This window comes from Schaalia naturae (assembly GCF_042665795.1).
Classification (GTDB): Bacteria; Actinomycetota; Actinomycetes; order Actinomycetales; family Actinomycetaceae; genus Pauljensenia; species Pauljensenia naturae.
In genome coordinates, this window is sequence record NZ_JBHTEF010000001.1 from 2,731,116 (window position 1) to 2,754,109 (window position 22,994).

At 72.2% G+C, this 22,994-nt stretch carries 20 protein-coding genes and 1 tRNA gene; 7 read left to right on the forward strand and 14 right to left on the reverse strand.

What is annotated here, in order from left to right; translation table 11 throughout:
• Positions 1-12 precede the first annotated feature (12 nt).
• Genes pknB through ACFQWG_RS12085 form a run of 7 tightly spaced genes read right to left on the reverse strand, consistent with a single transcriptional unit; the run spans position 13 to position 9,243 of the window.
• A complete protein-coding gene (gene pknB, locus ACFQWG_RS12055) occupies positions 13-2,037 on the reverse strand; it encodes a Stk1 family PASTA domain-containing Ser/Thr kinase (protein ID WP_380975647.1) in 2,025 nt (674 codons plus the stop codon).
• Complete coding sequence (locus tag ACFQWG_RS12060) at positions 2,010-3,743, reverse strand: serine/threonine protein kinase (RefSeq protein WP_380975649.1); 1,734 nt, start codon at positions 3,741-3,743, stop codon at positions 2,010-2,012. Before ACFQWG_RS12060 ends, pknB begins: the two co-directional genes overlap by 28 nt.
• On the reverse strand, positions 3,740-5,194 hold the full coding sequence (locus ACFQWG_RS12065; RefSeq protein WP_291498248.1) for a peptidoglycan D,D-transpeptidase FtsI family protein: 1,455 nt from the start codon (positions 5,192-5,194) through the stop codon (positions 3,740-3,742). Before ACFQWG_RS12065 ends, ACFQWG_RS12060 begins: the two co-directional genes overlap by 4 nt.
• On the reverse strand, positions 5,191-6,702 hold the full coding sequence (locus ACFQWG_RS12070) for an FtsW/RodA/SpoVE family cell cycle protein (protein ID WP_380975652.1): 1,512 nt from the start codon (positions 6,700-6,702) through the stop codon (positions 5,191-5,193). The genes ACFQWG_RS12065 and ACFQWG_RS12070 overlap by 4 nt, the downstream gene beginning before the upstream one ends.
• Positions 6,702-8,036, reverse strand: coding sequence for a PP2C family protein-serine/threonine phosphatase (locus ACFQWG_RS12075; RefSeq protein WP_380975654.1), 1,335 nt, complete (start codon positions 8,034-8,036; stop codon positions 6,702-6,704). The genes ACFQWG_RS12070 and ACFQWG_RS12075 overlap by 1 nt, the downstream gene beginning before the upstream one ends.
• A complete protein-coding gene (locus ACFQWG_RS12080; protein WP_291498242.1) occupies positions 8,036-8,533 on the reverse strand; it encodes an FHA domain-containing protein FhaB/FipA in 498 nt (165 codons plus the stop codon). The genes ACFQWG_RS12075 and ACFQWG_RS12080 overlap by 1 nt, the downstream gene beginning before the upstream one ends.
• Complete coding sequence (locus ACFQWG_RS12085) at positions 8,533-9,243, reverse strand: FhaA domain-containing protein (protein ID WP_291498239.1); 711 nt, start codon at positions 9,241-9,243, stop codon at positions 8,533-8,535. Before ACFQWG_RS12085 ends, ACFQWG_RS12080 begins: the two co-directional genes overlap by 1 nt.
• A 242-nt stretch (positions 9,244-9,485) precedes the next feature.
• Here ACFQWG_RS12085 and ACFQWG_RS12090 point away from each other — a divergent pair.
• Positions 9,486-9,569 (forward strand) — tRNA-Leu (locus ACFQWG_RS12090).
• 451 nt (positions 9,570-10,020) lie between these two features.
• Here ACFQWG_RS12090 and ACFQWG_RS12095 read toward each other — a convergent pair.
• Genes ACFQWG_RS12095 through ACFQWG_RS12105 form a run of 3 tightly spaced genes read right to left on the reverse strand, consistent with a single transcriptional unit; the run spans position 10,021 to position 14,002 of the window.
• Positions 10,021-10,905 (reverse strand): energy-coupling factor transporter transmembrane component T family protein, encoded by an 885-nt coding sequence (locus ACFQWG_RS12095; RefSeq protein ID WP_380975657.1) that lies wholly within the window; start codon positions 10,903-10,905, stop codon positions 10,021-10,023.
• Positions 10,902-13,358 carry an ABC transporter ATP-binding protein gene (locus ACFQWG_RS12100; RefSeq protein ID WP_380975659.1) on the reverse strand — a complete coding sequence of 819 codons (2,457 nt, stop codon included), beginning with the start codon at positions 13,356-13,358 and terminating at the stop codon, positions 10,902-10,904. Before ACFQWG_RS12100 ends, ACFQWG_RS12095 begins: the two co-directional genes overlap by 4 nt.
• Positions 13,355-14,002 carry a MarR family winged helix-turn-helix transcriptional regulator gene (locus tag ACFQWG_RS12105; RefSeq protein WP_380975661.1) on the reverse strand — a complete coding sequence of 216 codons (648 nt, stop codon included), beginning with the start codon at positions 14,000-14,002 and terminating at the stop codon, positions 13,355-13,357. Before ACFQWG_RS12105 ends, ACFQWG_RS12100 begins: the two co-directional genes overlap by 4 nt.
• A gap of 39 nt (positions 14,003-14,041) precedes the next feature.
• Between ACFQWG_RS12105 and ACFQWG_RS12110 the strand changes: the two genes are divergently transcribed.
• From ACFQWG_RS12110 to ACFQWG_RS12120, 3 genes are all read left to right on the forward strand, one after another.
• On the forward strand, positions 14,042-15,331 hold the full coding sequence (locus tag ACFQWG_RS12110) for a multidrug effflux MFS transporter (RefSeq protein ID WP_380975663.1): 1,290 nt from the start codon (positions 14,042-14,044) through the stop codon (positions 15,329-15,331).
• Between the two features lie 71 nt (positions 15,332-15,402).
• The gene (locus ACFQWG_RS12115) at positions 15,403-15,849 is read left to right on the forward strand and encodes an ArsR/SmtB family transcription factor (RefSeq protein ID WP_380975665.1); all 447 of its coding nucleotides are present in this window, start codon (positions 15,403-15,405) and stop codon (positions 15,847-15,849) included.
• On the forward strand, positions 15,846-17,807 hold the full coding sequence (locus ACFQWG_RS12120; protein ID WP_380975667.1) for a heavy metal translocating P-type ATPase: 1,962 nt from the start codon (positions 15,846-15,848) through the stop codon (positions 17,805-17,807). Before ACFQWG_RS12115 ends, ACFQWG_RS12120 begins: the two co-directional genes overlap by 4 nt.
• On the opposite strand, the gene ACFQWG_RS12125 is transcribed toward ACFQWG_RS12120, so the two are convergent.
• Positions 17,758-18,648: a DUF1684 domain-containing protein gene (locus ACFQWG_RS12125; RefSeq protein WP_380975668.1), complete on the reverse strand. Its 891-nt coding sequence runs from the start codon at positions 18,646-18,648 to the stop codon at positions 17,758-17,760. The genes ACFQWG_RS12120 and ACFQWG_RS12125 overlap by 50 nt on opposite strands.
• A 141-nt stretch (positions 18,649-18,789) precedes the next feature.
• Here ACFQWG_RS12125 and ACFQWG_RS12130 point away from each other — a divergent pair, with 141 nt between their 5' ends.
• The 3 genes from ACFQWG_RS12130 to ACFQWG_RS12140 are packed head-to-tail and all read left to right on the forward strand — an operon-like array spanning position 18,790 to position 20,982.
• Positions 18,790-19,716: a VOC family protein gene (locus ACFQWG_RS12130; RefSeq protein WP_380975670.1), complete on the forward strand. Its 927-nt coding sequence runs from the start codon at positions 18,790-18,792 to the stop codon at positions 19,714-19,716.
• A 60-nt stretch (positions 19,717-19,776) separates the two neighbouring features.
• Entirely contained in the window at positions 19,777-20,244 is a 468-nt protein-coding gene (locus ACFQWG_RS12135) for a GNAT family N-acetyltransferase (protein WP_380975672.1), read from the forward strand.
• A gap of 48 nt (positions 20,245-20,292) precedes the next feature.
• A complete protein-coding gene (locus tag ACFQWG_RS12140; RefSeq protein WP_380975674.1) occupies positions 20,293-20,982 on the forward strand; it encodes a hypothetical protein in 690 nt (229 codons plus the stop codon).
• Between the two features lie 195 nt (positions 20,983-21,177).
• Here ACFQWG_RS12140 and ACFQWG_RS12145 read toward each other — a convergent pair whose 3' ends face one another.
• The 3 genes from ACFQWG_RS12145 to nrdF form a co-directional block, all read right to left on the reverse strand.
• Entirely contained in the window at positions 21,178-21,477 is a 300-nt protein-coding gene (locus tag ACFQWG_RS12145) for an addiction module antidote protein (protein WP_380975676.1), read from the reverse strand.
• Positions 21,461-21,598, reverse strand: coding sequence for a hypothetical protein (locus ACFQWG_RS12150; protein WP_380975678.1), 138 nt, complete (start codon positions 21,596-21,598; stop codon positions 21,461-21,463). Before ACFQWG_RS12150 ends, ACFQWG_RS12145 begins: the two co-directional genes overlap by 17 nt.
• 308 nt (positions 21,599-21,906) lie before the next feature.
• Positions 21,907-22,869, reverse strand: coding sequence for a class 1b ribonucleoside-diphosphate reductase subunit beta (gene nrdF / locus ACFQWG_RS12155; protein ID WP_380975680.1), 963 nt, complete (start codon positions 22,867-22,869; stop codon positions 21,907-21,909).
• Positions 22,870-22,994 lie beyond the last annotated feature (125 nt).

The following is a 22,994-nucleotide window of genomic DNA, read 5'->3' on the forward strand; positions in this document are numbered from 1 at the left end:
CCGTTCGGATCCCTAGCTGTCGGAGTCGGAGGTCGGGGTCGGCGAGCTGGGCCGCGGCGAAGGGGTCGACGGGCCGGAGCTGACCGTGACCTGCACCGTCGATCCCTGGGCGACGGTGCCTGCGCGGGGCTCCGTGCCGAGCACGGTGCCGGCCTCCGCGGCGTCGGGGACCTCCGTCCAGCTCACGGACAGGCCGAGGTCGCTGAGCGTCTTCTCCGCGTCCGACTTCGTCATCCCCGCGAGGTCGGGCAGCTGGACGTAGCCCGAAGAGATGTTGAGGTTCACCTCGGAGTCCTTCGTGACGGCCGCCCCGGCGGCGGGATCGGTGCTGACGACCAGGTCCTTCGCGCGGGTCGGGTCGTCGACCGTGGTGACGTTGCCGACCTTGAGGCCCTGGGCCTCCAGGGTCGTCTTCGCCTGCTCCTGCGTCATGCCGGAGACGTCGGGGACCTGGACCTCGGCCTTCCCAGTGGAGACGCGGATCGTCACGGTTCCGCCGGCTTCGATCGAGGCGCCCTCCTTCGGCGAGACGCTGGAGACCAGGCCCGCCTCGACCGTGTCCGAGGACTCCTCGTCCCCGAGCTCCCACTTCAGGCCGGCGGCCTCGATCTTCGCCTGGGCGCTGTCCGGTGAGGAGTTCACCAGGCCCGTGGGCACGGTCGTGTCGGCGGGGCCGGAGGACAGGTGGACGGTGACGGTGCTGCCGATGGCCGCCTGCGAGCCCGGCGCGGGCTCTGAAGAGGCGACGAGCCCCTCGGCGACGTCGTCGGAGGGGACCGTGTCTCCCTCGGCGTAGACGAGCTCCACGGCCTCCAGCGCCGCCCTGGCGTCGTCGGGCGCCATCGAGACGAGGTCCGCTGGGACGGTGGCCGTGTCCGGTTCCCGGTTGAGGGCCCAGACGCCCAGCCCGGCGGCGATCGCGAGCACCGCCACGACGATGGCGATGATGAGGGTGCGCTTCTTCTTCTTTCGCCGCGCGGCCTCGGCCTGCTCCTCCTCGGCGGCATCCGCGCGGCCGGCGGGCGCGGTGGCGAGGGCCGCGGGCGCGTAGGTCCGGGTGCGGTCGGCTGTGTCCGTCCCGGGAGGCGGCGGGGGCGGCGCCATCTGCATGGTCTCTGTCGCGGCGCCGGCCCCCACCGCCGCGGCCCACACGGAGGTGGCCGGCGCGTTGACATCGGCCCCGCGCGAGGCGCGGATGAGATCGGCGCGCATCTCGGCGGCCGAGGAGTAGCGGTCCTCCCGGTTCTTCGCCAGCGCCTTCATGACGACGCGGTCCAGCTGGTCCGGCACGTCGGGCGTGACCGACGAGGGCGTGGGCGGCGTGGCCGAGACATGCTGGTAGGCCACGGCCACGGCGGTGTCCCCCTTGAAGGGAGGGCGGCCCGTCAGCAGCTCGAAGAGCACGACGCCGGTGGAGTACAGGTCGGAGCGCGCGTCGACCTGCTCCCCGCGGGCCTGTTCCGGAGAGAGGTACTGGGCGGTGCCCACGACCGCGTTGGGCTGCGTCATCGTCGCCTGGGAGTCGGTGAGGGCCCGGGCGATCCCGAAGTCCATGACCTTCACCTTGCCGTCGGTGGTGAGCATGATGTTGCCCGGCTTGATGTCGCGGTGGACCAGGCCCGCCGCGTGGGAGTACTCGAGGGCGGAGAGCACGCCGGAGACGATCTCCACGGCCTCGTTGATCGGCACCGGCGTGCCGTCGGAGAGCAGGTCCTTGACGGTGTGGCCCTCGACGTACTCCATGACGATGTAGGGCACGGAGACGCCGCGCCCGTCAGCGCCCGTCACGACCTCCTCGCCGGTGTCGTACACGGCGACGATGTTCGGGTGGTTGAGCGAGGCGGCGGCCTGCGCCTCGCGGCGGAACCGCGCCTGGAAGACGGAGTCGCGGGCGAGGTCCTGGCGCAGCATCTTGATGGCGACGATCCGGGACAGGCGCGCATCGAACCCCAGATGCACCTCAGCCATGCCGCCGCGCCCGATGAGCGAGCGAACCTCGTAGCGTCCACCTAGACGGTGGTCCATGGAGCTGTCCATGTTCCGGCCTCCTCAGCGATGTGGGCGCCCGCTCCGATGATGGAGGAGAAGGAGCCGAACCTGTTCTGGATCGTGGCGAAGATGACGAGAAGGACGGTGAGGGCGATCAATGCGATGACCACCCCGCGTCCGATGCGCTGGCCCACGGAGACCGGCGGCGCGACCTTCGAACGGTTGAAGCGGGTCGGCGCCGGGACCGGCGCCGTGTCCGTCTGCGGCAGGTTGTGACGGGTCACAGCCTTCCATGGGCGCCCTCCGGCGGCCTCGCGCCGCGCGGATGGGGCCGCCGCGCGGGAGGGCGCCGTGCGCGGTTGCAGGGCGCTGCGCCGTGGAGGGGCGGCGCTGGCGCGCGGGGCTGTGGAGGCTGCGTCGCGTGCCGGGGTCCGCGGCGCGGCCTGCCCGGCGGGCCGGTCCGCGGATCGGGCGTCCTCACGGTCCCGGCGCTCGGCGCGCGACCGCAGTCGCTGCGCCAGTTCGGAGCGCGCAGGAGCCCGGTGGCCGTCGGGACCGGGATTGCTCCCGGCAGCCGGTTCCGGGGAGCGCATCGACGTCGGGATCCGGGTGACCGGGGGGATCTCGGGCGCGGATGTGGTCGCGGCGGGCGGGGTGGCGGCCGCCGCGGAGGCTGCCGGTGCGGGGACCGCGGGGATCGTGGAGGCCGTCGGCCGCTCATCGGCGGGATGCCCGGCGTGGCGGCCGTGGCGCGCGCTCGGCGCGCCGTCCTCGTCGAGCGGGACGGGGGCGAGGAGCGAGGGCGGCAGGGAGCGCCGCGGTGTGTGCTCGACCGGGGGGACGACGGGATGAGGCGCCGTCTCCTGGGTGGCGGCCGTGCCAGGCGGCGCCGGGAGCGGGTGGGGCGCCACCGGCAGCCCGAGGGCGTGGGCGGCGCTGACCAGCTCCCGGGCCAGGGCGGCCCCGCTGGCCGGGCGCCTGGCGGGGTCTTTCTCCATGAGGTGCATGACGACGGCGGCGAAGGGGGCGGGGACGTCGGCCGGCAGGTCGGGGACCTTGTCGTTGACGTGCGCGAAGGCGATGTCCACCTGCGTGGCGCCGGTGAAGGGACGGTGCCCGGCGACGCACTCGTAGGCGATGACGCCCAGCGCGTACAGGTCTCCCGCCGAGGTGGCGGTCTCGCCCATGGCCTGTTCCGGAGGGAGGTACTGGGCGGTGCCCATCACCATGCCGGCCGCCGTCAGCGTCGCCTGGTCCAGGGTGCGCGAGATGCCGAAGTCGGTGAGCTTGACCACCCCGTCGTCGCGGATCAGGATGTTCGCCGGTTTGATGTCGCGGTGGACCACTCCGGCCTCGGCCGCCGCGTTGAGCGCCATCGCCACCTGCATGAGCAGCGGGATGAGGTCCCGGACCGCCAGACGGGCCCCGCCGCGCAGGTAGTCGGTGAGCGGGCGCCCCTCGACCAGCTCCATGACGATCCAGCCCCGGCCGTCGTCCTCGCCGTGGTCCAGGACCGCCGCGATGTTGCGGTGCTGGACCCGCATCGAGTTGCGCGCCTCCAGGCGCAGACGCGACAGGGAGTGCTCCTGCCCGGACAGCTCGGGGCGCATGACCTTCGCGGCGACCAGATGGCCGGTCTGGCGGTCGCGGGCCTTCCAGACCTCGCCCATCCCGCCCTGGGCGATGGGCGTGAGCAGCGTGTAGCGGCTCCCCAGCAGGGTGCCCGCCGCATTCCGGTTGATGTCCTGAGTCATCTGAGCCCCGCCTCCAGCAACGCACGGGCGACCGGCCCCGCCACCGTCCCGCCGTGGGGGACCGGCTGGGAGTCATCGCCCTCGACGATGACCGCGAACGCGATCTGCGGGTCCTCCGCGGGCGCGAAACCGACGGCCCACGCATTGGCGTAGCCGGTGTCGCCGAGCTCGGCCGTGCCCGTCTTCGCCGCGACCGTGACCCCGTCGATCGCCATGGACGTGCCGGACCCGTAGGGCTGGTTGACCACGCCGACCATCATGTCGGTGATCTCCTGGGCGATGTCCGCGCTCACGGGCGTCGCCCGCTGCGTCGGCTCGGTCGTGGACTTGACCTGCAAGTCCGCGTCGACCACCTGGTCGATGAGGTAGGGGGTCATCATCACGCCGTCGTCGGCGATCGTCTGGGCCACCATGGCCATCTCCAGCGGGGTCACCTGCACGTTGTACTGGCCGATCGCCGACATCGCCAATTGCGCCGCATCCGTCTGGTCGGGGAAGACCGAGGGCGTGACCGCCAACGGGATGGACAGGTCATCCCCGAACCCGAAGCGGTTGGCCACATCCGCCAGCTCATCGTGGGTGAGCTTCTCCGAGGCGAGGACGAAGGTCGTGTTGCAGGACCGGGCGAAGGCCTCGGCCAGGGTCGGCGTCCCGTCGCCGCACTCGGTGGACTCGATGTTCGAGATCGTCGTCGCCGTGCCCGGCAGCGTCGCCTCCACGGGGGAGTCCATCGGGGTGTCGGGGGTCGCCACGCCGTTCTCCAAGAGGGCGATGGACGTGAGGATCTTGAAGGTGGAGCCCGGCGCGTAGCGGTCCCCCGCGATCGCGCGGTTGACCAGCGGCCGGGACGCGTCCTGGTCGAGGGCGCTGAACGCCTCGTTGGCCGTCGACGAGTCGAATTGCGCCAGAGGGTTCGGGTCGTAGCTGGGCGAGGAGTACAGCGCCAGCACGGCCCCGGTCTTCGCGTCCAGCGCCACCACGGCGCCCTTGCGGCCCCCCAGCTGCTCCGCGGCCGCCTTCTGCATGTCGGGGTCCAGGGTGAGGACGACGCCGCCGCCCACGCGCCCCTGGCCTGTGAAGAGGTTCCTCAGGCGCTGGCCGAGCAGGACCTGGGAGTTGCCCTCGAGGATCGACTCGGCGGCGTCCTCCAGGCCGGTCGCCTGGTTGAACACCGATGAGAAGTACCCGGTCACCGGGGCGTAGAGCGGGCCGTCGGAGTAGGTGCGCTGGTAGCGGCTGTCGTTCTGGTCCTTGACCGAGGAGGCGATGGCCGAGCCCGCCACGATGATGGGGCCGCGATCGAGTTCCGCCGCGTGAAGGATGGTGCGCGCGTTGCGGTCGTCGGCGTTGAGCGTGGGCGCCTGGACGAACTGGATGTTCGTGGCGGCCAGCCCCAGTGTGGCGAACATCAGCACGATCACCATGAAGAGCCGTCTGACCTGCGCGTTCATCGGGTCTCATCTCCTGTGCGCGACCTCCGGGCGGCAGGCCCGCCCTCGTCGACGCCCCGGGTCCACCCGGCGACCGTCTCCTGCGAGGACCCGGCGGAGGGACGGGCGGGGCGCGAGGAGGCGGGGACCACCGCCTCGATGGCGGCCTGGACGCCTGTGGTCCACGGGGCGGGGGAGGCGGCGGGACGGCGGGCGGCGTCCGAGATGCGCACCAGGACCGCCACGATCAGCCACGACGACACCATCGACGAGCCTCCCGCCGCGAGGAACGGCGCCGTCAGGCCCGTCAGCGGGATGACGCGGGTGATGCCGCCGAGCACGACGAAGACCTGCAGCGCCAGGGAGAAGCTCAGGCCCGAGGCGAGGAGCTTGCCGAACCCGTCCCGCACGCCGATCGCCGCGCGCAGCCCCCGCTCGATGAGGACGAGGTAGAGCATGAGGATCGCGAGCAGGCCCGTCAGGCCGAGCTCCTCGGCCAGGGAGGACAGGATGAAGTCGGAGTTGGCCAGGGGGACGAGCTGGGGGTAGCCGCGCCCCCACCCGGTGCCCATGAGCCCGCCGGACGCCTGTCCGAACAGGCCCGTGACCAGCTGGTTGGAGCCGCCCTGCGCGTCGTAGACATCCTGGTCCATCGCATGCAGCCAGGTCGTGAAGCGCTGCTGGACGTGGGAGAAGACGCGCACGGCGACCAGCACGGCGGGGGCGAACAGGGCGATGCCGATGACCAGCCACGACACGCGGTTCGTGGCGACGTAGAGCATGGCGACGAACAGGCCGAAGAAGAGCAGGGACGTGCCCAGGTCGCGCTGGAGGACCAGGATCGCGATGCCGATGAGCCACACGACGAGGATCGGGCCGAGGTCGCGGGCGCGCGGCAGCCGCATGCCCAGGATCTTCGGGCCCCCGATGGCCAGATTGTCGCGGTGTCCGACCAGATAGCCGGCGAAGAACACCGCCAGCGTGATCTTGACCAGCTCGCCGGGCTGGAGGCTGAGCGGCCCCAGGTGGATCCACACGCGGGCGCCGTAGCTCTCCGTCCCGATGCCGGGGACCATCGGCAACAGGAGCAGGATCAGCGAGAGCACGCCGAAGGTGTACGTGTAGCGGCGCAGCACGCGATGGTCGCGCAGGACCAGCAGCACGACCGCCGCGCACGCCAGGCCGATGCCGACGAACATCAGCTGGCGCAGCCCGACGGTGGGCCGGTCCAGGGCGGCGTAGGAGAGGTCGAGCCGGTAGATCATCGCCAGGCCGATGCCGGTGAGCGCCACGGCGACCGGCAGGATGACGGGATCGGCGTAAGGGGCCAGTAGGTGCATCCCGACCTCGGCGATCACGGCGACGCCGACGAGGACGGCGACGTGCCGGCCCAGGTCGGACGGGACCTCACCGGTGCGGTTGAGCGTCGTCAGGGCGTACCCCCCGATGCCCAGCGCCAGCGCGAGGACCATGAGGAGCATCTCCGCGAAACGGTGCGGACGCACCGGGGCGATCGACACGGTGGCCATCAGCCCTCACCCCCATCCGTCGCCGGCGTGGTCGAGGGGGAGGAGCCGCCCGACTGGCCCGAGGGGGTCGGGACGCTGGAGGACGAGGGCGACGCCACCGGCCTGCCGGTCTGCTCCGACTGCTCGAGCTGGAGGACATAGCCGTCGATCTCCTCGCGCGAGGAGCGGACGACGGGTTCGGCCAGGCGCTCGCGGTCGACGTCGCTGAGCGCGGACAGGCGGACGTCCGTGACCTCGACGGGGTGCGAGAACGACCAGTCTCCCAAGGTCTGGGGGATCCCCTGGAAGATGACGACGGACCCGTTCTGGCCGATGACGTAGTACTGGGTCTGCGTCCAGGCGTAGCCCAGCCATCCCCCGCCGGCGACGAGGATCACGGCCAGCAGCGTGACCAGGGGGATCCACCATCGCAACCGCCCGTCGCGGGTGTCGGCGCCGTCCTCGTCCTCGTCGCCCGCGGGCCCGGAGCCCCTCTGCTGGCGAGCGTCCGATGTCAGGGCCGCTGCGCGGGCCGCCGCACCACCGCCGCCGCGGCTCGGGGCGGACCGGTCGACCGCGGCCGCGCCGACGACCTCGGGGGCGGTCTGGCCGTACTGGCCCGCCGGGACGATGTCCGCGATGACGCAGGTGATGTTGTCGGGGCCACCGGCCAGGAGGGCGAGGCGGATCAGCTCCTCGGCGCAGGCGCCGGGGTCGTCGACGTCGGAGAGGACCTTCCCGATCGTCTCGGGGGAGACGAGGCCGGACAGGCCGTCCGAGCACAGCAGCCACCGGTCCCCGATCACGGCGGAACGCACGGTCTCGTCAGGGGTGACATCGGAGCTGGAGTCGCCCAGAACCCGCAGGACGACGTGGCGCTGGGGGTGGTGCGCGGCCTCCTCCGGCGTGATCTGCCCGGTGTCGACGAGGTACTGGACGAAGGAGTGGTCCGTGGTGACTTGGGTGAGCGTCTGGCCGCGCAGGAGGTAGGCGCGCGAGTCCCCGATGTGGACCATCGCCAGCTTGTTGCCGGAGCGCATGATCGCGATGCAGGTGGTGCCCAGGCCCCGGAGCTCGGCATCGTGGCGCGAGCGCTCGGACAACTCGTCGTGGGCTTCCATGATGGCTCGGCGCAGGAGCGGCAGCATCGCCTCGGCCGGGTGGCTCTCACCGTCGAGGGGGACCAGGTGCGCGAGCGCCACGGAGGAGGCGATGTCCCCGCCCGCGGGCCCGCCCATGCCGTCGGCCAGCACCAGCAGGTTCGGCCCGGCGTAGGCGGAGTCCTGATTGCTCTGCCGGACCAGGCCCACATCCGAGCGTGCGGCATAGCGGAACTCGACGGATTCGCCGGCCATCAACGCACCAGTTCGAGTGTGGTCTGCCCGATTCGGACAGTGGTTCCGGGATGGAGGGCTCGGGGTTCCGTGAGGCGTTCGTCGTCGACGAAGGTGCCGTTGCGCGAGCCCAGGTCCTCGATCCACCAGGCGTCGCTCGAGGGGGACAGGCGGGCGTGGCGGCTGGAGGCGTACTCGTCCTCGAGGACGAGGGTCGACGACGGAGAGCGGCCGATGACGATCGGGGAGGATCCGAGGGGCAGCATCGTCCCGACCATGGGGCCTCCGGTGATGAGGACGCTGTGCGGGCGGGTGTCGGCCTCCCTGCCGCTGTCCGCGCGCCGCCCACGTCTGGACTGCTTGCGCCGTTCCACAGCGGATCGGCGCCCCTTCCCGCGCGGGGTGACCACGGTGCCGAAGATGTCGCGCCGCAGGGTGTGGACGGCGCCGATGACGGTGAGCCACAGCAGGACCAGATAGCCGATGCGGAAGACGGTGAAGGCGAGATCGCTGGTCATCACCGGTCCTGTGTGGGATCGGAGGCAGGATGGGTCCAGAACAGGATGCGGGTGCGTCCGATGACGATCTGGTTGCCGTCGACCAGGGTGGCCGCGTCGATGCGGTGGCCTTCGACGAAGGTGCCGTTGGTGGAGCCCAGGTCGGTCGCGATGACGCCGGTGGGCGTGACGCGCAGTTCGAGGTGGCGTCTGGAGACCCCCGAGTCGGGGACGACGATATCGGCCTCGCTGCCACGTCCGATCACGGTGACGGGCTCGGTGAGCAGCCATTTCTCGCCGTCGATGTCGATGATCGGGTGCTCGGGGGAGGCCGCCACCGCCGTGGCGGGGGCGGCGGCTCCGCGCTTGGTCGCGCACTCGACCTCGACCTGGCCGGTGAGCTCCGCGTCGTCGCGCTCGAAGAGGACCTCGACGGGGCCCAGCAGGACGTAGTCGTGCTCAGCCGCGTACTGGGTGGTCTGACGCTCGAACTCGTCGCGGAGGACGTCGAGGTCCTCCGACAGCGCGTCGAAGTCGGACGGGGAGATGTGGAGGGCGAAGCTGTTGGGGGCGATCGTGCGGTCGGCGGCGAACTCCTGGAGGTTGTCCTCGATGGCGCGCCGGATCGCGGTCGTGACGTCCACAGGTTTCAGGCCCGAGCGGAAGACCCGGGAGAAAGCGCCGTTGATCCCCTTCTCGACGGCGTTCTCGAACCTGTCGAAGATGCTCACAACGTCCTCCTTCCCCGTCTCGCGCGTCGTCCCGTCTGGCCGGGAAGCACCTGGTGCAGGGTACTCACCGACGACAGTCTAGCGGCGGCGCTCCCGCTGGCTCCCGAGATGGCGGGGAACGTCGGCGATGAGGCGGCCGGGGCGGTCTGGGGAGCCCGGCGAACGCGCCCGCCCGGTTTGACTCGACCCCCGGCCGCCCCGTACAGTTTCCTTGCTCCGGGCGCGTTCGCGCCTGGGATGCTGCTCGAGTGGCGGAATAGGCAGACGCGCACGGTTCAGGTCCGTGTCCCAGAAATGGGGTGGGGGTTCAACTCCCCCCTCGAGCACCGGATGCGGGTCGCTGGCCGGACGGCTGGCGGCCCGTCTTTTATCGCGCGTCATCGCGCGCGTCCTGACGGTGGTGCGCGTGGGTGGCTCCGGGCGCGGGGTTCGATGCGTTCTCGGGGCGTTTGGGGATCTGTCCTGGCGCCGAACCTCGCGCTGGACGTCACCGGCGCGAGCGAACCACGCCCCCAGCGCCGCCGATCTCCAGCCAGCCCATCGGCACAGTCGGGGGCGAGCATGCGAGACGGCACAGAATGCCCGGAACGCTGGACGGACGAACTCCCCTCTCGCACCGAGACACGCAGGTCACAAGGGATGGGCGGGCGATCGCCGAGGCGACCCTCGCCGGAATTGTGTGCTGTCGGGGAGCGATGTGCGCCTGGTCCGGCCTGGACGGCGGCCGCGGCGCGCCCCGAGGAAGACCGATCGAACCCGGGACTCAGACCCCCGTCATCACCCGGGCAGCCACCCGGCCATCCACTCCGGCCACCCATGGGCGAACGCGACCGCCGCCCACACGGCCGCCGCCGTCACGGCGACCGCCGCCGCGTCCCGCCACCCCAGGCGCACGGGCTCGCCGGGCACCGGGGGCACGCCGCCGCGCAGCGTCATCGCGCGCCCGGTGTCGGAGGCCCGCCGGGAGGCTGCCGACAACGAGGCGGTGACGATGTCGATGACCGTGTGCAGGGCCTCGGTCCATGTCGTCGGCGGATGTCCGCCCGAGCGCAGCTTGACGGCGTCCGTCACCGCGGAGGTCTGTTCGACCATCGTCGGCAGTCCCCTCAGGGCGAGGACCATCGAGGTCGCCCACTCGTCGGCCGGGATCCGCAGCCACCGCAGCGGCGCCATCAGGGTGCGCAGCGCGGGCGCGAGGCGCCCGAGCGGCGTCGTCCACACCAGCAGCGACGATCCCCAGACGATGAGCCCCGCGACCAGCAGCGACCGCACGAAGATCCACAGTCCGCCGCCCAGGGCCGCGCCGATGCACCCGCCCGCCACGCCGCTCCAGAACCAGACGGGCAGCCGCGGCAGCGCAGAGGCGGGCACTCGTGCGACCAGCGAGCCGATGAGCAGCGCGGCTCCCACCGCCGTCACGGCCGCCCACCGCGGCCACAGCAGCAGGGCCGTCGACAGGGCGGTCAGGCACAGCATCTTCGTGCCCGGCCACAACCGGGTCATCGCGGAGTCCCACGGCAGGCGCCTGGGCAGGCCGCTGGCCGACGAGCGCCGCGGGCGCCGACGGGGAAGCCCTTGGCCGCGGGGGGTCTCTGGGCGTCCGGGCGCCGCCGCCCCCGGCATGGACGAGGGCGACCCCGCGTGCACGGGCGTGCCGGTCATGACAACGTCCCTTCTGCGAGCGTGAGCGAGCGCTGGCACAGGGCGTCGAGGCCGTCGGTGTCGTGGCTGATGACGACGATGGCCAGGCCCCGCCGGCGCCGGCGCTCCAGCGCGTCGATGAGGAGGAGCCGGGAATCGGCGTCCAGGCCGGCGAGCGGCTCGTCCAGGACGATGACCCGGGGCTCCGAGGCCAGTAGGCCCGCCAGCGCGACCCGGCGCATCTGCCCGCCGGAGAGTTGGTCGATGCCGCGCCGCTCGAGTTCAGGGGGCAGTCCGACCTCGTCCATCGCGGATCGCACCAGCCGGTCCTGCGCCGGGCGCGACGCGGTGTCGTCGGTCCGCCTCCCGCGCCTCCCGCGGCTCCCGCCGGTCCCGGCCCCGGCGTCCGCGCCGCTCCCCGTCCCCGCCCTCGCGGCCGCGAGGATGTCGAGGCGAACCGAGGGCCGTTGGAGCTGGAGGCGCGCGAACTGCATGGACATCGCGACATCGCCGACGCGCTGGGCGACCGGCGTCCCGCCCAGTGTGCAACGCCCCCAGGTCGGGGCGATGAGGCCGGTGAGGAGGCGCGACAGCGTCGTCTTGCCGGAGCCGTTCCCGCCGGTGACGAGCACGGCCTCGCCGGGGGAGACGATCAGCGACACGTCGCGGAGCACCACGTGCTCCCAGGGCGTGCCGACGTCGTAGGCGTGCGTGATGCGGTCCGCCCACAGGTGCTCGATGCTCCATCCGGCGGTCGGCGGCCAGGGCTGCTCCGGGGCCGCCTCGACCGGCGCCGGGTGCTCCGCAGGCGCGCGGGCCCCGCGAGGGGCGGGAGCGGGGACGCCCTCGTCGGTGCCGGAGGGGGCGTCGGATGAGGCGACGGGTCCGTCGGAGACGACACGGCCCGCCTCCATGTGGATGAGGCGGTCGGCGCCGTGGGCCTCCACGGGATCGTGCGTGACGTGGACGACCGTGGTGCCGCGGGCGGGCAGGGAGCCCAGGATGCGCATGAGGTCGGCGCGGCCCGCGGGGTCGACCATCGCCGTGGACTCGTCGGACAGCAGCAGGCGCGGGCGGCGCGCGAGGGCGCCGGCCAGGGCGAGACGCTGGAGCTGTCCGCCCGACAGGTGCGAGGTCCTGGCCGCCCCCAGGCCCTCCAGCCCGACCAAGGCGAGGAGGTCCTCGACGTCGACCTCGGCTCGTTCCTCGGGGGGCAGGCCCCACACGACGTCCTCGGCCACGGTCTCCCCGAGCATCTGGAGCTCGCTGCGCTGGGCGAGCAGGGCGGTGCCGCCCCTCCGTCCCAGTCCGACCGGCCCGGGGCGTTCGACGCGGCCGGCTGAGGGCTCGGCGCCGGCCAGCACGAGGGACAACGTCGACTTCCCCGAGCCGTTGGGGCCGATGACGACCGTGAATTCCCCGTCGCGGACCTCAAGGTCGACGTCGCGCAACGCGTCGGCCTCGGCCGTGTCGGGGGCGCCCGGATAGCGGTAGCGCACGCCGCTGAGCCGGATGGGCAGCGGATCGGGGGCGGAGGCCGGGTCGTCACCGGATCCGGTCGGGCGGGCGGCGCCGGCCTGGCGGTCGAGCACGACCTGGAGCGGGTCCCAGTCGGAGCCCAGGCGCAGGCGGGCGAGCACGATGCGCAGGATCCAGAAGGCGAGGACCACCATGCCCGCCACGCCCAGCAGCACGCCGGCGGGCACGACCACGTACCACCAGTCCAGCGCGAGGGCGACCAGGCGGGTCAGCCGGTCGGTGAGCGGCGTGAGGACGCTCCAGCGCCCGAAGAGGTCGAGGTAGCCGGTGACCGAGACGCGCGCGGACTCCAGGACCAGATCGCGCAGGTCGGCGAGGACCCACAGCACGCCCAGGGTCGCGGCGCCGATGACGCCGCCCAGCGTGAGTCCCGCCGCCGCTGCCGCTCCCAGCCCGACGCGCCGACGCAGCAGCGCGCCCACGACCGCGCCGCCCAGGGCCGCCTCCCCGACGGTCACGGCGGAGGAGGCGCCGCCGAGCATGAGGGCCACCAGCACGGTCACCGCCACGGCTGCGACGCCGCCACGCGGGCGCAGGCGCACGGACACCATGGCGATCGGGACTGCGGCGAGCATCTGGAACAACCCCTGGAAGAACGGGAGGATCGTCGACACGACGCCCAGCACCACCGCCAGCCCGCCGAGGATACCGACGGTGGCGACCTCCACGGGCGTGAGGGGGCCGTGGCGCGGGGGAGGGGGAGACGTGGGCGTGCTGGGCTCGGGAGCCTGGCCGCGGCGCCGTGGGCGACGGGGGGCGCCTGCCGTCGGCGCCTCCGCCCCCGTCGACGAGGACGATCCCTGCTCGGCGAGGCGGCCTGTGCCTTGGGACGGTGCGGCGGCTTCGACGATGGAGGGCGGCTGGCCGGCGAGCTCCTCCGGGGCGTAGTCGGAGCGCATGCGGCCGTAGCGCGGCTGGCGCCCCTGAGATGTCATGCCCCCAGTGTGCCGTGCCGCGTCCTCGCCTCGCGACCGGGGGCCGCGGCGCCGGGCGAGCCGGGGTCCGGGGAGCGCGCCGCGAGTGCGGCCAGATGCTCGAGGGGGCCCGCCGCCGCGAGGATGGACCGCCGCTCTTCCGCGGAGAGGGCCTCCAGGAACCCGCCGACCACGTCGGTCCATGTGGCGTCGATGCGCCGCTTGTCCTCCAGCGCCCGTGCCGTCGGGAGGAGGCCGACGCGGCGGCGGTCCTGCGGATCCGGTTTCTTGGAGATCAGGCCGCGGGCGACGAGCTTGCTGACTGTCACGCTGAGATTGCCCGCGCGCAGCCCGAGGCCCCGAGCCGCCTGCATGACGGTGATGCCGGGTTGGGCGACCACGAGGATCAGCACCTCGGCCTCGGACGGGGGCAGGGGTGACATTCCCGCTCCGTGCACGGCGCTGCGCCGCAGCCCGAGTATGAGGCCCTGGAGAGCGCCAGCGAATTGCGCCAGGGCGCGGACCTCGTCCTGCGCGTCCATGTCTCCCATTATGTCCCCCGCGTCCTCGGGCGCCGCGGGATCGCGGACGTGGTCGGGGATGACGAGGATCACGTCCCGCAGGCCGGGGGCCCTGACGTTTTTTAGTTCTAATGTTAGAAGCATATGGCCCGTCGCGTCGGGCCATAGGAGGAGAGGACTCGCATGGGGATCGCCGACCGCCGGACGGAAGCCGCTGTCATTCCGGGGCTCCCGAGGGGGGACGAGGGCGCCGAGAGGGCGCCGCTGTCCGCTGGGCTGCTGGCGGCCCTGGCGCTGCTCTCCGCGTTCACGCCGATCGCGATGGACCTCTATCTGCCGGCCTTCCCGCAGATGGCCCAGGACCTCGCCGTCGGCTCGGGCCAGATCCAGCAGACGATGACGGCCTTTCTCGTCGGCGCCTGCGTCGGGCAGTTCGCCTTCGGCCCGCTCTCCGATCGGCTGGGCCGCCGCGGGCCCCTCCTCGCCGGCACCGCCCTGGCCGTGCTGGCCAGCGCGGGCGCGGCGCTGTCCCCGGAGAGCGACCTGCTGATCCTCGCCCGCTTCCTCCAGGGGCTCACCAGCGCGGCGGGGATGGTCATCGGGCGGGCCGTCATCGCGGACCGGGCCGTCGGGCGCGATGCGGCTCGCGGTTTCACCCTGGTCACGACCGTCAACGCCGTCGTCCCCGTCCTGGCCCCCTTCACGGGGAGCCTGGTCCTCGGCCTCGGAGGCTGGCGGGCCGTCCTGGGCGTCATCGCGGTGGTCGCCGCGATGACGCTGGTGGCCGTCGTCGTCCAGGTCCCGGAGTCGCTGCCCCTCTCGCGTCGGGCGCACCGCCGCGCGCCCGACGGGCAGGCGCGCGACGGCGACCGGCCGCGGGCGCTGACCTCGCGCCAGTACCTCACCCACATGCTCTGCTTCGTCTTCGCCTTCGCGACGCTGATGGCCTACATCTCGTCCTCGTCGTTCCTCTACCAGGACGTCATGGGATGGAGCCCGGTGGAGTACGGGCTCCTGTTCGGGATGAACGGACTGGTCATGACGATCGTGAGCATCTGGGCGATGCGCCGGATGCGTGTGACGGAGCCCGCCCGCCTCCTCGACGCCGGGTTGGCCGTCCTCGTGACGGGCGCTGCGGGCCTGCTCGCCGTGGCGGTCGTCGGAGTGGATCCCCGGTGGCTGATGGTCCCGCTGATCGTCGTCGTCGCCAGCCTTGGGCTTGTCATGGGCAGTTCGACGAGCATCGCTCTGGCTGCGGCGCCCCATTCCTCAGGGAGCGCCAGCGCCGTGCTGGGGGGCGTGCAGTTCGGGATGGCAGCCGTCATCTCCTGGCTCCTGGCCGCCACCTCGAGCGAAGCGCGTCCACTGGCGGTGATCGTGTTCGCCACGGCGGTGATCGCCCTCCTCCTGCGGCGCGCCGGCGCGCGCGAGGCCGGGGCCGTTGGGCGCCGTGCGGCGTCCGACCCGAGCTGAGGCGCCCGGGGTCGGAGGAGTGGGACGAGGGTCCCTGGACCTCAGTCTTCGGCCAGCCTTACCATATTCACATGTGTGAAGATGTGAAGGCGTTGGTCGGGCGGGAGCCCTCCGTGGTGCACGCCGTCGGCGAGGACCGGGCCGTCCAGGCGGCCGCCGTGTTCAAGCTGCTCGCCGACCCGACCCGGATCCGGATCGTGGCGCTCCTCAGCGACTGCGGGGAACTGACGGTCGGGGAGCTGGCGGGGCTCATCGGCAGGAAGCCGACCATCGTCTCCCAGCATCTGTCCAAGCTGCGCCTCGCGAAGGTCGTCGTCGGACGCCAGGAGGGCGCCCGCGTCCATTACCGGCTGCTCGAGGAGCACCCGGGCGAACTGGTCCGCCAGGCGCTCATGCAGGTCGAGCACATGACCCAGGAGCATCCCGCCCACCACCGGACGGCATCCGGGGCGTCGGCGCCCAGGGCGGCCGCCGCCCCCGCCGTCGGGGACCCCGACTTTGTGGAGGCCCTCGCATGAACGCGGCAGGCCCCGTGCGCGCCGTCGTCCCGGTCGGCGCCGGCCCCTCCTCCGGCGCGCCGGGCACCGGCTCCGGATCCTCGCTCTGGCAGCGCGTCGACCGCGCCGACCTCGCGCGCGCCCTCTGCGTCGCGGCGGCGGCCGTGGCGGCCAGCGTCCTCGTCGCCGTCGGCGTCCCCACCGTCGTCGTCGCGGTGTTCTCCGTCGCGGCGCTGGTGGCCGGCTGCTGGCCCATCCTCACCGAGGCGTGGGAGGACATCCGCGGGCGCCGGATGAGCATGGAGCTGTCGATGCTCATCGCGATCGCGGCGGCCGCCCTCATCGGGGAGTGGGTGACGGCCCTGCTCATCACGGCATTCGTCCTGGCGGCCGAGATTCTCGAGGACCTCTCCATGGACCGGGGCCGCGATGCCCTCACCGATCTCATGGCCTTCCTCCCCGCCGCCGTCCAGGTGCGCGAGGGCGAGCGTGCCAGGGAGATCCCCCTCGACGACGTGCGCCCCGGCATGGTCGTGTCCGTGGCGCCGGGAGGACGCATCCCCGTGGACGGCCGGGTGCTCGCCGGCTCCACGGAGGTCGACCAGTCGCGTATCACCGGCGAGTCGCTCCCCGTCGCGGCCGGCGTCGGGGACACCGTCCTCGCGGGGTCCATCGCCCTGTCGGGGGCCCTTGAGATCCGCGTCGACCGAGCGGGCGAGGACTCCTCCTACGGGCAGATCATCGCCACGGTGAGGGAGGCCCAAGCCTCCCAGGCCCCCGTCCAGCGTCTCGCGGACCGGCTCGCCACCTGGCTCGTGCTCATCGCGCTGGCCGCCGCGGCGCTCACCTTCCTCCTCACGCGCGACGCCCGCTCCTCGATCTCGGTGGTCATCGTGGCCGGAGCCTGCGGCATCGCCGCGGGCACACCCCTGGCGATCCTCGCGTCGATCGCGCGCGCGGCGCGGTCCGGCGCCTTCGTGAAGGACGGCACCCACATGGAGCAACTCGCTCGGGTGGACACCGTGATGATCGACAAGACGGGCACCCTCACCGAGGGCCAGGCTCGTGTCGTGGCCGCCCGGCCGGCAGGCCGCAGCCGCAGCGACCTTCTGGGGCTCGCCGCCTCGGCCGAATGGCACTCCGAGCATCCCTTCGGGCAAGCGATCCTGCGGGCCGCCCGCGACGCCGGCGCCCCCACGACGCCGCCCGACTCCTCCGACTACCGGCCCGGGCTCGGAATCACGGCGATGATCGACGGCGCGGCCGTCGCCGTGGGCAACGAGCGCCTCGTCCCGGTTCCCCCCGCCGTCCCGGCCGGCTGGGGAGCGCCCTCATTCCCCGAGACGCCGCAGGAGGGGACCACGCAGGTGCACGTCTCCGTGGACGGCGGCTACGCCGGGAGCATCGACCTGGCGGACCGGGTGCGCGACGGCGCCGCCGCGGCGATCGCTGACCTGCGGGGGATGGGACTTCGCGTCGTCATGCTCACCGGCGACTCGCAGGCGGTGGCGCGCCACGTCGCCGCGGCCGTCGGCGTCGACGAGGTCCGCGCCGAGCTCCTCCCCGACCAGAAGCACAGCGCCATCGAGGCCGAGCGCGCGGCCGGCCACTCGGTCGCGATGGTGGGGGACGGCGTCAACGACGCCCCGTCGCTGGCGCGCGCCGACGTGGGCATCGCCGTCGGCTCCGGGACCGACATCGCGCGGGAGAGCTCGGACGTGGTTCTGGTCAGCTCGGACCTGCGCGACCTCGTCGAGACGTTCCGGATCGCCCGCCGGGCCCGCCGCATCGTCATGGCGAACTTCATCGGCACCCTCGCGGTGGACGCGCTCGGCATGGCGCTGGCGGCGCTGGGCTGGCTCGGGCCGGTCGCGGCGGCCCTCGTCCACGTCGGCAGCGAGTCCGCCTTCATCCTCAACTCCGCTCGGCTCATCCCTCCGAGGGCGCAGGCGCCGCGGGAGCCTTCTCGCCCGCGGTGACCGCGACGGGCAGGTCGTTGCCCTCCGGCGGCGTCGGGCACGTGCCGTAGGCGGTGAAGTGGGCGGGGAAGTTCGTCGACCGATTGAAGTCGACGAGGGCGTCCCTGCTCGCATCCCCGGCCTCGGGCAGGAGGACGGGAGCGGTGCGCCACGCGGAGGTCTCGGCGCCGTTCGTCGTGTCGTGGAAGATGACGGAGGGAGACTCCGCGGAGCCGGTGACCAGCAGGCCCGCGACCGATCCGTCGGGCAGCGCCACCGCGGCGCGGCCGATGGCCGTGAGGCGCGTCGTGAGGCCCGCCTGGGCGCTGGGCACCGTGATCTCGCGGGGCTCGGCGTCGGCGGTGAAGCGGGCGGGCCGGATCCAGTCGGGGTCGAAGTCGAAGACGGGCACGCCGCGGAACCCGGCGCGCGTCCGCGCCCTCGGGTCGCGGATGCGCACGATCACCCCTCGGCCGCGCTGGGCGACCTCGGCGACGCTGCCGTCGCAGGCCAGCGACCGGTCGGAGTCGCCTGGGCCCAGGGCGATCGCGACGGTGCCCGCGACGGACGCCCCGTCCTGGGCGACGCCGGCGTCGTCGGGCAGGAGCGCCCGCGCCTGCCAGCGCGGGGAGTCCAGGGCGGACGGATCCTCCTGCCCCGTGTCGCCGGGACCGGTGGCCGACCACAAGCCCGGGAACCCGGGGACCGACCGGGGGTCGGCGTCGAGCCAGGTGAGCGAGGTGAGGGACAGCCAGCCGTTCGGCTCGCGCAGGGTCTCCTCGCGCCGGGCGCGCCAGGCGAGCCAGTCGCTGCGGGCGTCGTCTGAGGCGGTGTCGGTGTCGGTGTCGGATGTCGCGTTCATCGTCTGCCTCCGGTGCATCGTCGGTCGGTCCCAGCCTACGAGGAGCCACGGCCGAGGGCGCGATGGGGCCTTGTCGCGCCGAGCGGGGACGGCCATACTGGCGAGCACCCGTGAAGGCACCGCGCCCGCGAAGGAGCCCTCGTGTCCATCTCATATCAGCGGATCGTCCCAAACATCTGGTTCAGTCACACGGCCGAGGAGGCAGGCCGTTTCTACGCGCGCGCCCTCCCCGGCGCCTCGTCCGCGGTGGAGAGCCGGTATCCCATGTCGGGCCTGCCGGACTTCCAGCTCGGCCTCGCCGGCGAGCCTCTGACCGTCGCCCTCGACGTCGAGGGCACGCGGTTCACCCTGGTCAACGCCGGCGACGAGTTCCGGCCCACGCCCGCGATCTCGTTCCTGCTGAACGTCGACCCGTCGGCGTTCGCCGGGGCGGAACAGGAGGCGCAAGACCGCCTTGATGCCATGTGGGAGATGCTCGCGGACGGAGGAGAGGTCCGTATCGGGCTGGGGGAGCGCCCCTTCTCGTCGCGCTACGGATGGATCGAGGACCGGTACGGGGTGAACTGGCAGCTCATGCTCACCGACCCGGCAGGCGAGCCGCGGCCGTTCGTCATTCCCGCTCTCACGTTCGGCGGAGCGGTCCAGGACAGGGCCGCCGAGGCCTCCGACTTCTACGTCTCGTTGTTCGCTCAGTCGTCCGGGGGCGCGCAGGTCGGCATCCGTCACCCCTATGGCGTTCCCACCGGGCCTGCGAGATCCGGGGCGCTGGCCTTCGGCGAGTTCCGGATCGGCGACCAGTGGTTCATGGCGGTCGACTCCGGTGCGGAGCGCCCCTTCTCCTTCACCGAGGGCGTCTCCCTGGAGGTCCGTTGCCACGGCCAGGCCGAGATCGACCGGCTATGGGATGCCCTGTCTGCGGTCCCCGAGGCGGAGCAGTGCGGATGGCTGAAGGACCGCTATGGGGTGAGCTGGCAGATCGTGCCGGAGAACATGGATGAGCTGATGTCCCGGCCCCACGCCTGGGAGCGCATGATGTCCATGCGGAAGCTCGTCATCGCGGACTTCTGACAGTCCGAGGGCGGTTCGATGTGAAGAGGCCGACCAAGAGGGGATCAAGGAGGTGGGCACGTGGACAGGGGCGGCGCCGCGCTCATCCGCCCGGCGACCCGGGCCGACCGCGATCAGCTGGGCGCCCTCCACCGGGCGGCCTACGCGGTGTTGAGCGGCGACCTCTATGGCGACCGTGACGCCGCCTGGGAACAGGGGTTCTTCGCGGCGCGGCTCGCCCATCCGGTCGACATCGAGGTGGCCGTCGCGTCCGGCACGGTCATCGGCGCCGTGTACGTGGAGCAGCGCGCAGACGAGGTGCGCGTCGAGAGCCTCGAGGTCCTGCCCGCGCGTCAGCGCCGGGGCGTGGGCTCCGCGTTGCTCGGCCGGGTGCTCGGGCGCGCGGGCGAGCGCGGTGCGCCGGTGTCGTTGCGGGTCCACCGGGGGAACCCGCGCGCCCGCTGGCTGTATGAGCGCCTCGGTTTCCAGGTCGTCCGGGAGGACGGCTCCCATTTCGAGATGCGCTGGTCAGCCTCCCGGGGACTGTAGGCTCTCGTCGTACCTTGCGGTGGGACCAGGGAGGGGGCGGCGGCCGGCATGAACCCCCGGGGACTCTGGTGGGCGGGCGTCGCCATGGCGCTCATGCCCGGCCTCGGGTACATGGTCTGGCAGCACACCGACCTGACGCTGCCGGCCTGGGCCGGTCTCCCCATCGTCGTCGGTCCGGTCCCCGTCGCCGATCCCCTGATGGCCGCCGCCGCCCTCTGCGAGCTGGCGTCCCTCGGGCTCCTGATCACCGCGGCCGCCGTGCGGCGGAGAGCGCGGACTCCCGCGATCCCCGAGGCGGAGGGCGATGCGCTCACCGATGCGCCGTCGACGCCCACGGCCCGTCGACCGGCCGACAGGCGCCCGGCGATCGCGCGCGTCGGCGCGATCGCCGTGTCGGTGCTGGCGGTCCTCGTCATGCTGCCGACGGCCGCCTTCGCCCTCCTGGCCCAATCGCTGGACACGCCGGCGCTCGTGGGCGGGGCCGGCCCGTCGGGTTGCCGCGTGCTGGTCGTCGACCACACCTTCCTGCTGCTCGGCTCCGGCGACGTGTACGCGGTCCCCCCGGGGCCCGTCGCCGTGGCCCGACCGGCCGGCGGCTATGGCGCGGACGACGGCTATTCCCCCGTGGCGATGGGCACCGTGAGCGTCATCTGGGAAGGGGACGGCGCGAGCGTGAATGTCTGGAGCGATGACGGCAACCGCCCGGCAGCGTGGTCCGGCACCGTCTCATGCGGCTGATGTGGCCGCGGAGCCCGTCCGGGCTCGATCTCGGAAGTCCCAACTCTCGTCAAGAAGCGCGGAATCATGCGGTTCTGAAGCCCACTTGCGATCCTGTGCCCTCTGCGTGCCACTCGTGCTGGAAACTGATCCGGCCCGCTGCGGCGGGCCAGATGCACAATCATTATCGTGCTGACCGGCCGCGAGAAGTGGGGTTCAGCCGACGGGTTCGAAGTGGAGCTTGAGCCCGAGCGCGCCAGCGACCTTGACGATGGTGGCGAAGCTCGGATTGCCATGTCCAGAGAGTGCCTTGTAGAGACCTTCACGGCTCATGCCGACGCGGCGGGCGAGCTCGCTGAGGTTCCCAGAACGGGCGATGCTGCCGAGTGCCCGTGCGACGAGCGCAGGGTCGTCGCCGTCTTCCAACGCTGCCTCAAGATAGGCAGCTGCGTCACCAAGATTGTCGAGGTGGTCGGCGCTATCGTACGGGCTGAACCTCTCAGTCGTGTTGCTCATTGTTCTTCCATTCCTGGGCGATCTCGTGCGCGCGCTTGATGTCGCGCTGTTGGGTTGATTTGTCTCCTCCGCAGAGCAGCAGGATCAGTCGCTGGCCCTCCTGCCGGTAGTAGACCCTCACGAACCTCGAAAATCCGCGGAATCGCGCGGATCGTTGTCGGTTCGAGCACCTTCCTGTGGCACGGTATGGCACGCCCTCAACGACACGTCTGTGCCATTTCCCGGTCCGCGAGCGATCCCTCCTGCACCAGACAGGTGCGTTCGTGCCCCCGCCATGCCCCTTGGAACGGGTATCTGTTCTCACCGCTGTCCTCCTCTGTCAGTCGGCAGAGGACATGGAAGAGGCCCGGAACCGCAGAAAAATGCGGTTCCAGGCCTCTCGACAGCTCGCGTGGCGCGGTTATGGCCACCTCGGGGAATCAGGACTTCTCAGAAGTCCCAATCCTCGTCCTGGGTGTCCACGATCTCCCCGATGACGTAGCTCGACCCGGACCCGGAGAAGAAGTCGTGGTTCTCGTCCGCGTTCGGCGACAGCGCCGCCAGGATCGCGGGGTTGACGTCCGTCTCGTCGTGGGGGAACAGGGCCTCGTAACCGAGGTTCATCAGGGCCTTGTTCGCGTTGTAGCGCAGGAATTTCTTGACGTCCCCAGTCAGCCCCAGCGGGTCGTAGAGGTCCTCCGTGTACTGCTCCTCGTTCTCATAGAGCTCGAAGAGCAGCGAGAACGTGTAGTCCTTGAGCTCCTGACGCCGCGCCTCGACGGCCTCGCCGACAGCGACCTGGTACTTGTAGCCGATGTAGTAGCCGTGGACGGCCTCGTCGCGGATGATGAGGCGGATGAGGTCCGCGGTGTTGGTGAGCTTGGCGTGAGCGCTCCAGTACATCGGCGCGTAGAAGCCGGAGTAGAAGAGGAACGACTCGAGCATCGTGGAGGCGACCTTGCGCTTCTCCGGATCGTCGCCCTCGTAGTAGGAGTCGACGATGCGGGCCTTCTTCTGCAGGGCCTCGTTCTGCTCGCTCCAGCGGAAGGACTCGTTGATCTCCTCCGTGGACAGCAGCGTGGAGAAGATGGACGAGTACGACTTCGCGTGGACGGACTCCATGAACGCGATGTTCGTGTAGACGGCCTCCTCGTGGGGGGTGCGCGCGTCAGGGATCAGGCTGACGGCGCCCACGGTGCCCTGCAGCGTGTCCAGCAGGGTGAGCCCGGTGAAGACGCGGTTCGTCATCAGCTGCTCCGCCGGCGAGAGCGTCTTCCACGACTGGATGTCGTTGGACAGCGGGATCTTCTCGGGCAGCCAGAAGTTGCCGGTCAGACGGTCCCAGACCTCCAGGTCCTTCTCGTCCTCGATCCTGTTCCAGTTGATCGCCTCGAACACCGGGGTGTGGCGCACGTTGGTCCTCCTGTTGGCTGCGAGCGGTCCGGGTGGGCCCGGGTGGGAACTTGGTCCCAGAGTAGCCGCGATCGGGGGTGCCGACGGGGACGCCCCCGTGGGCTGGGGCCTGCTGCGACCCGGGG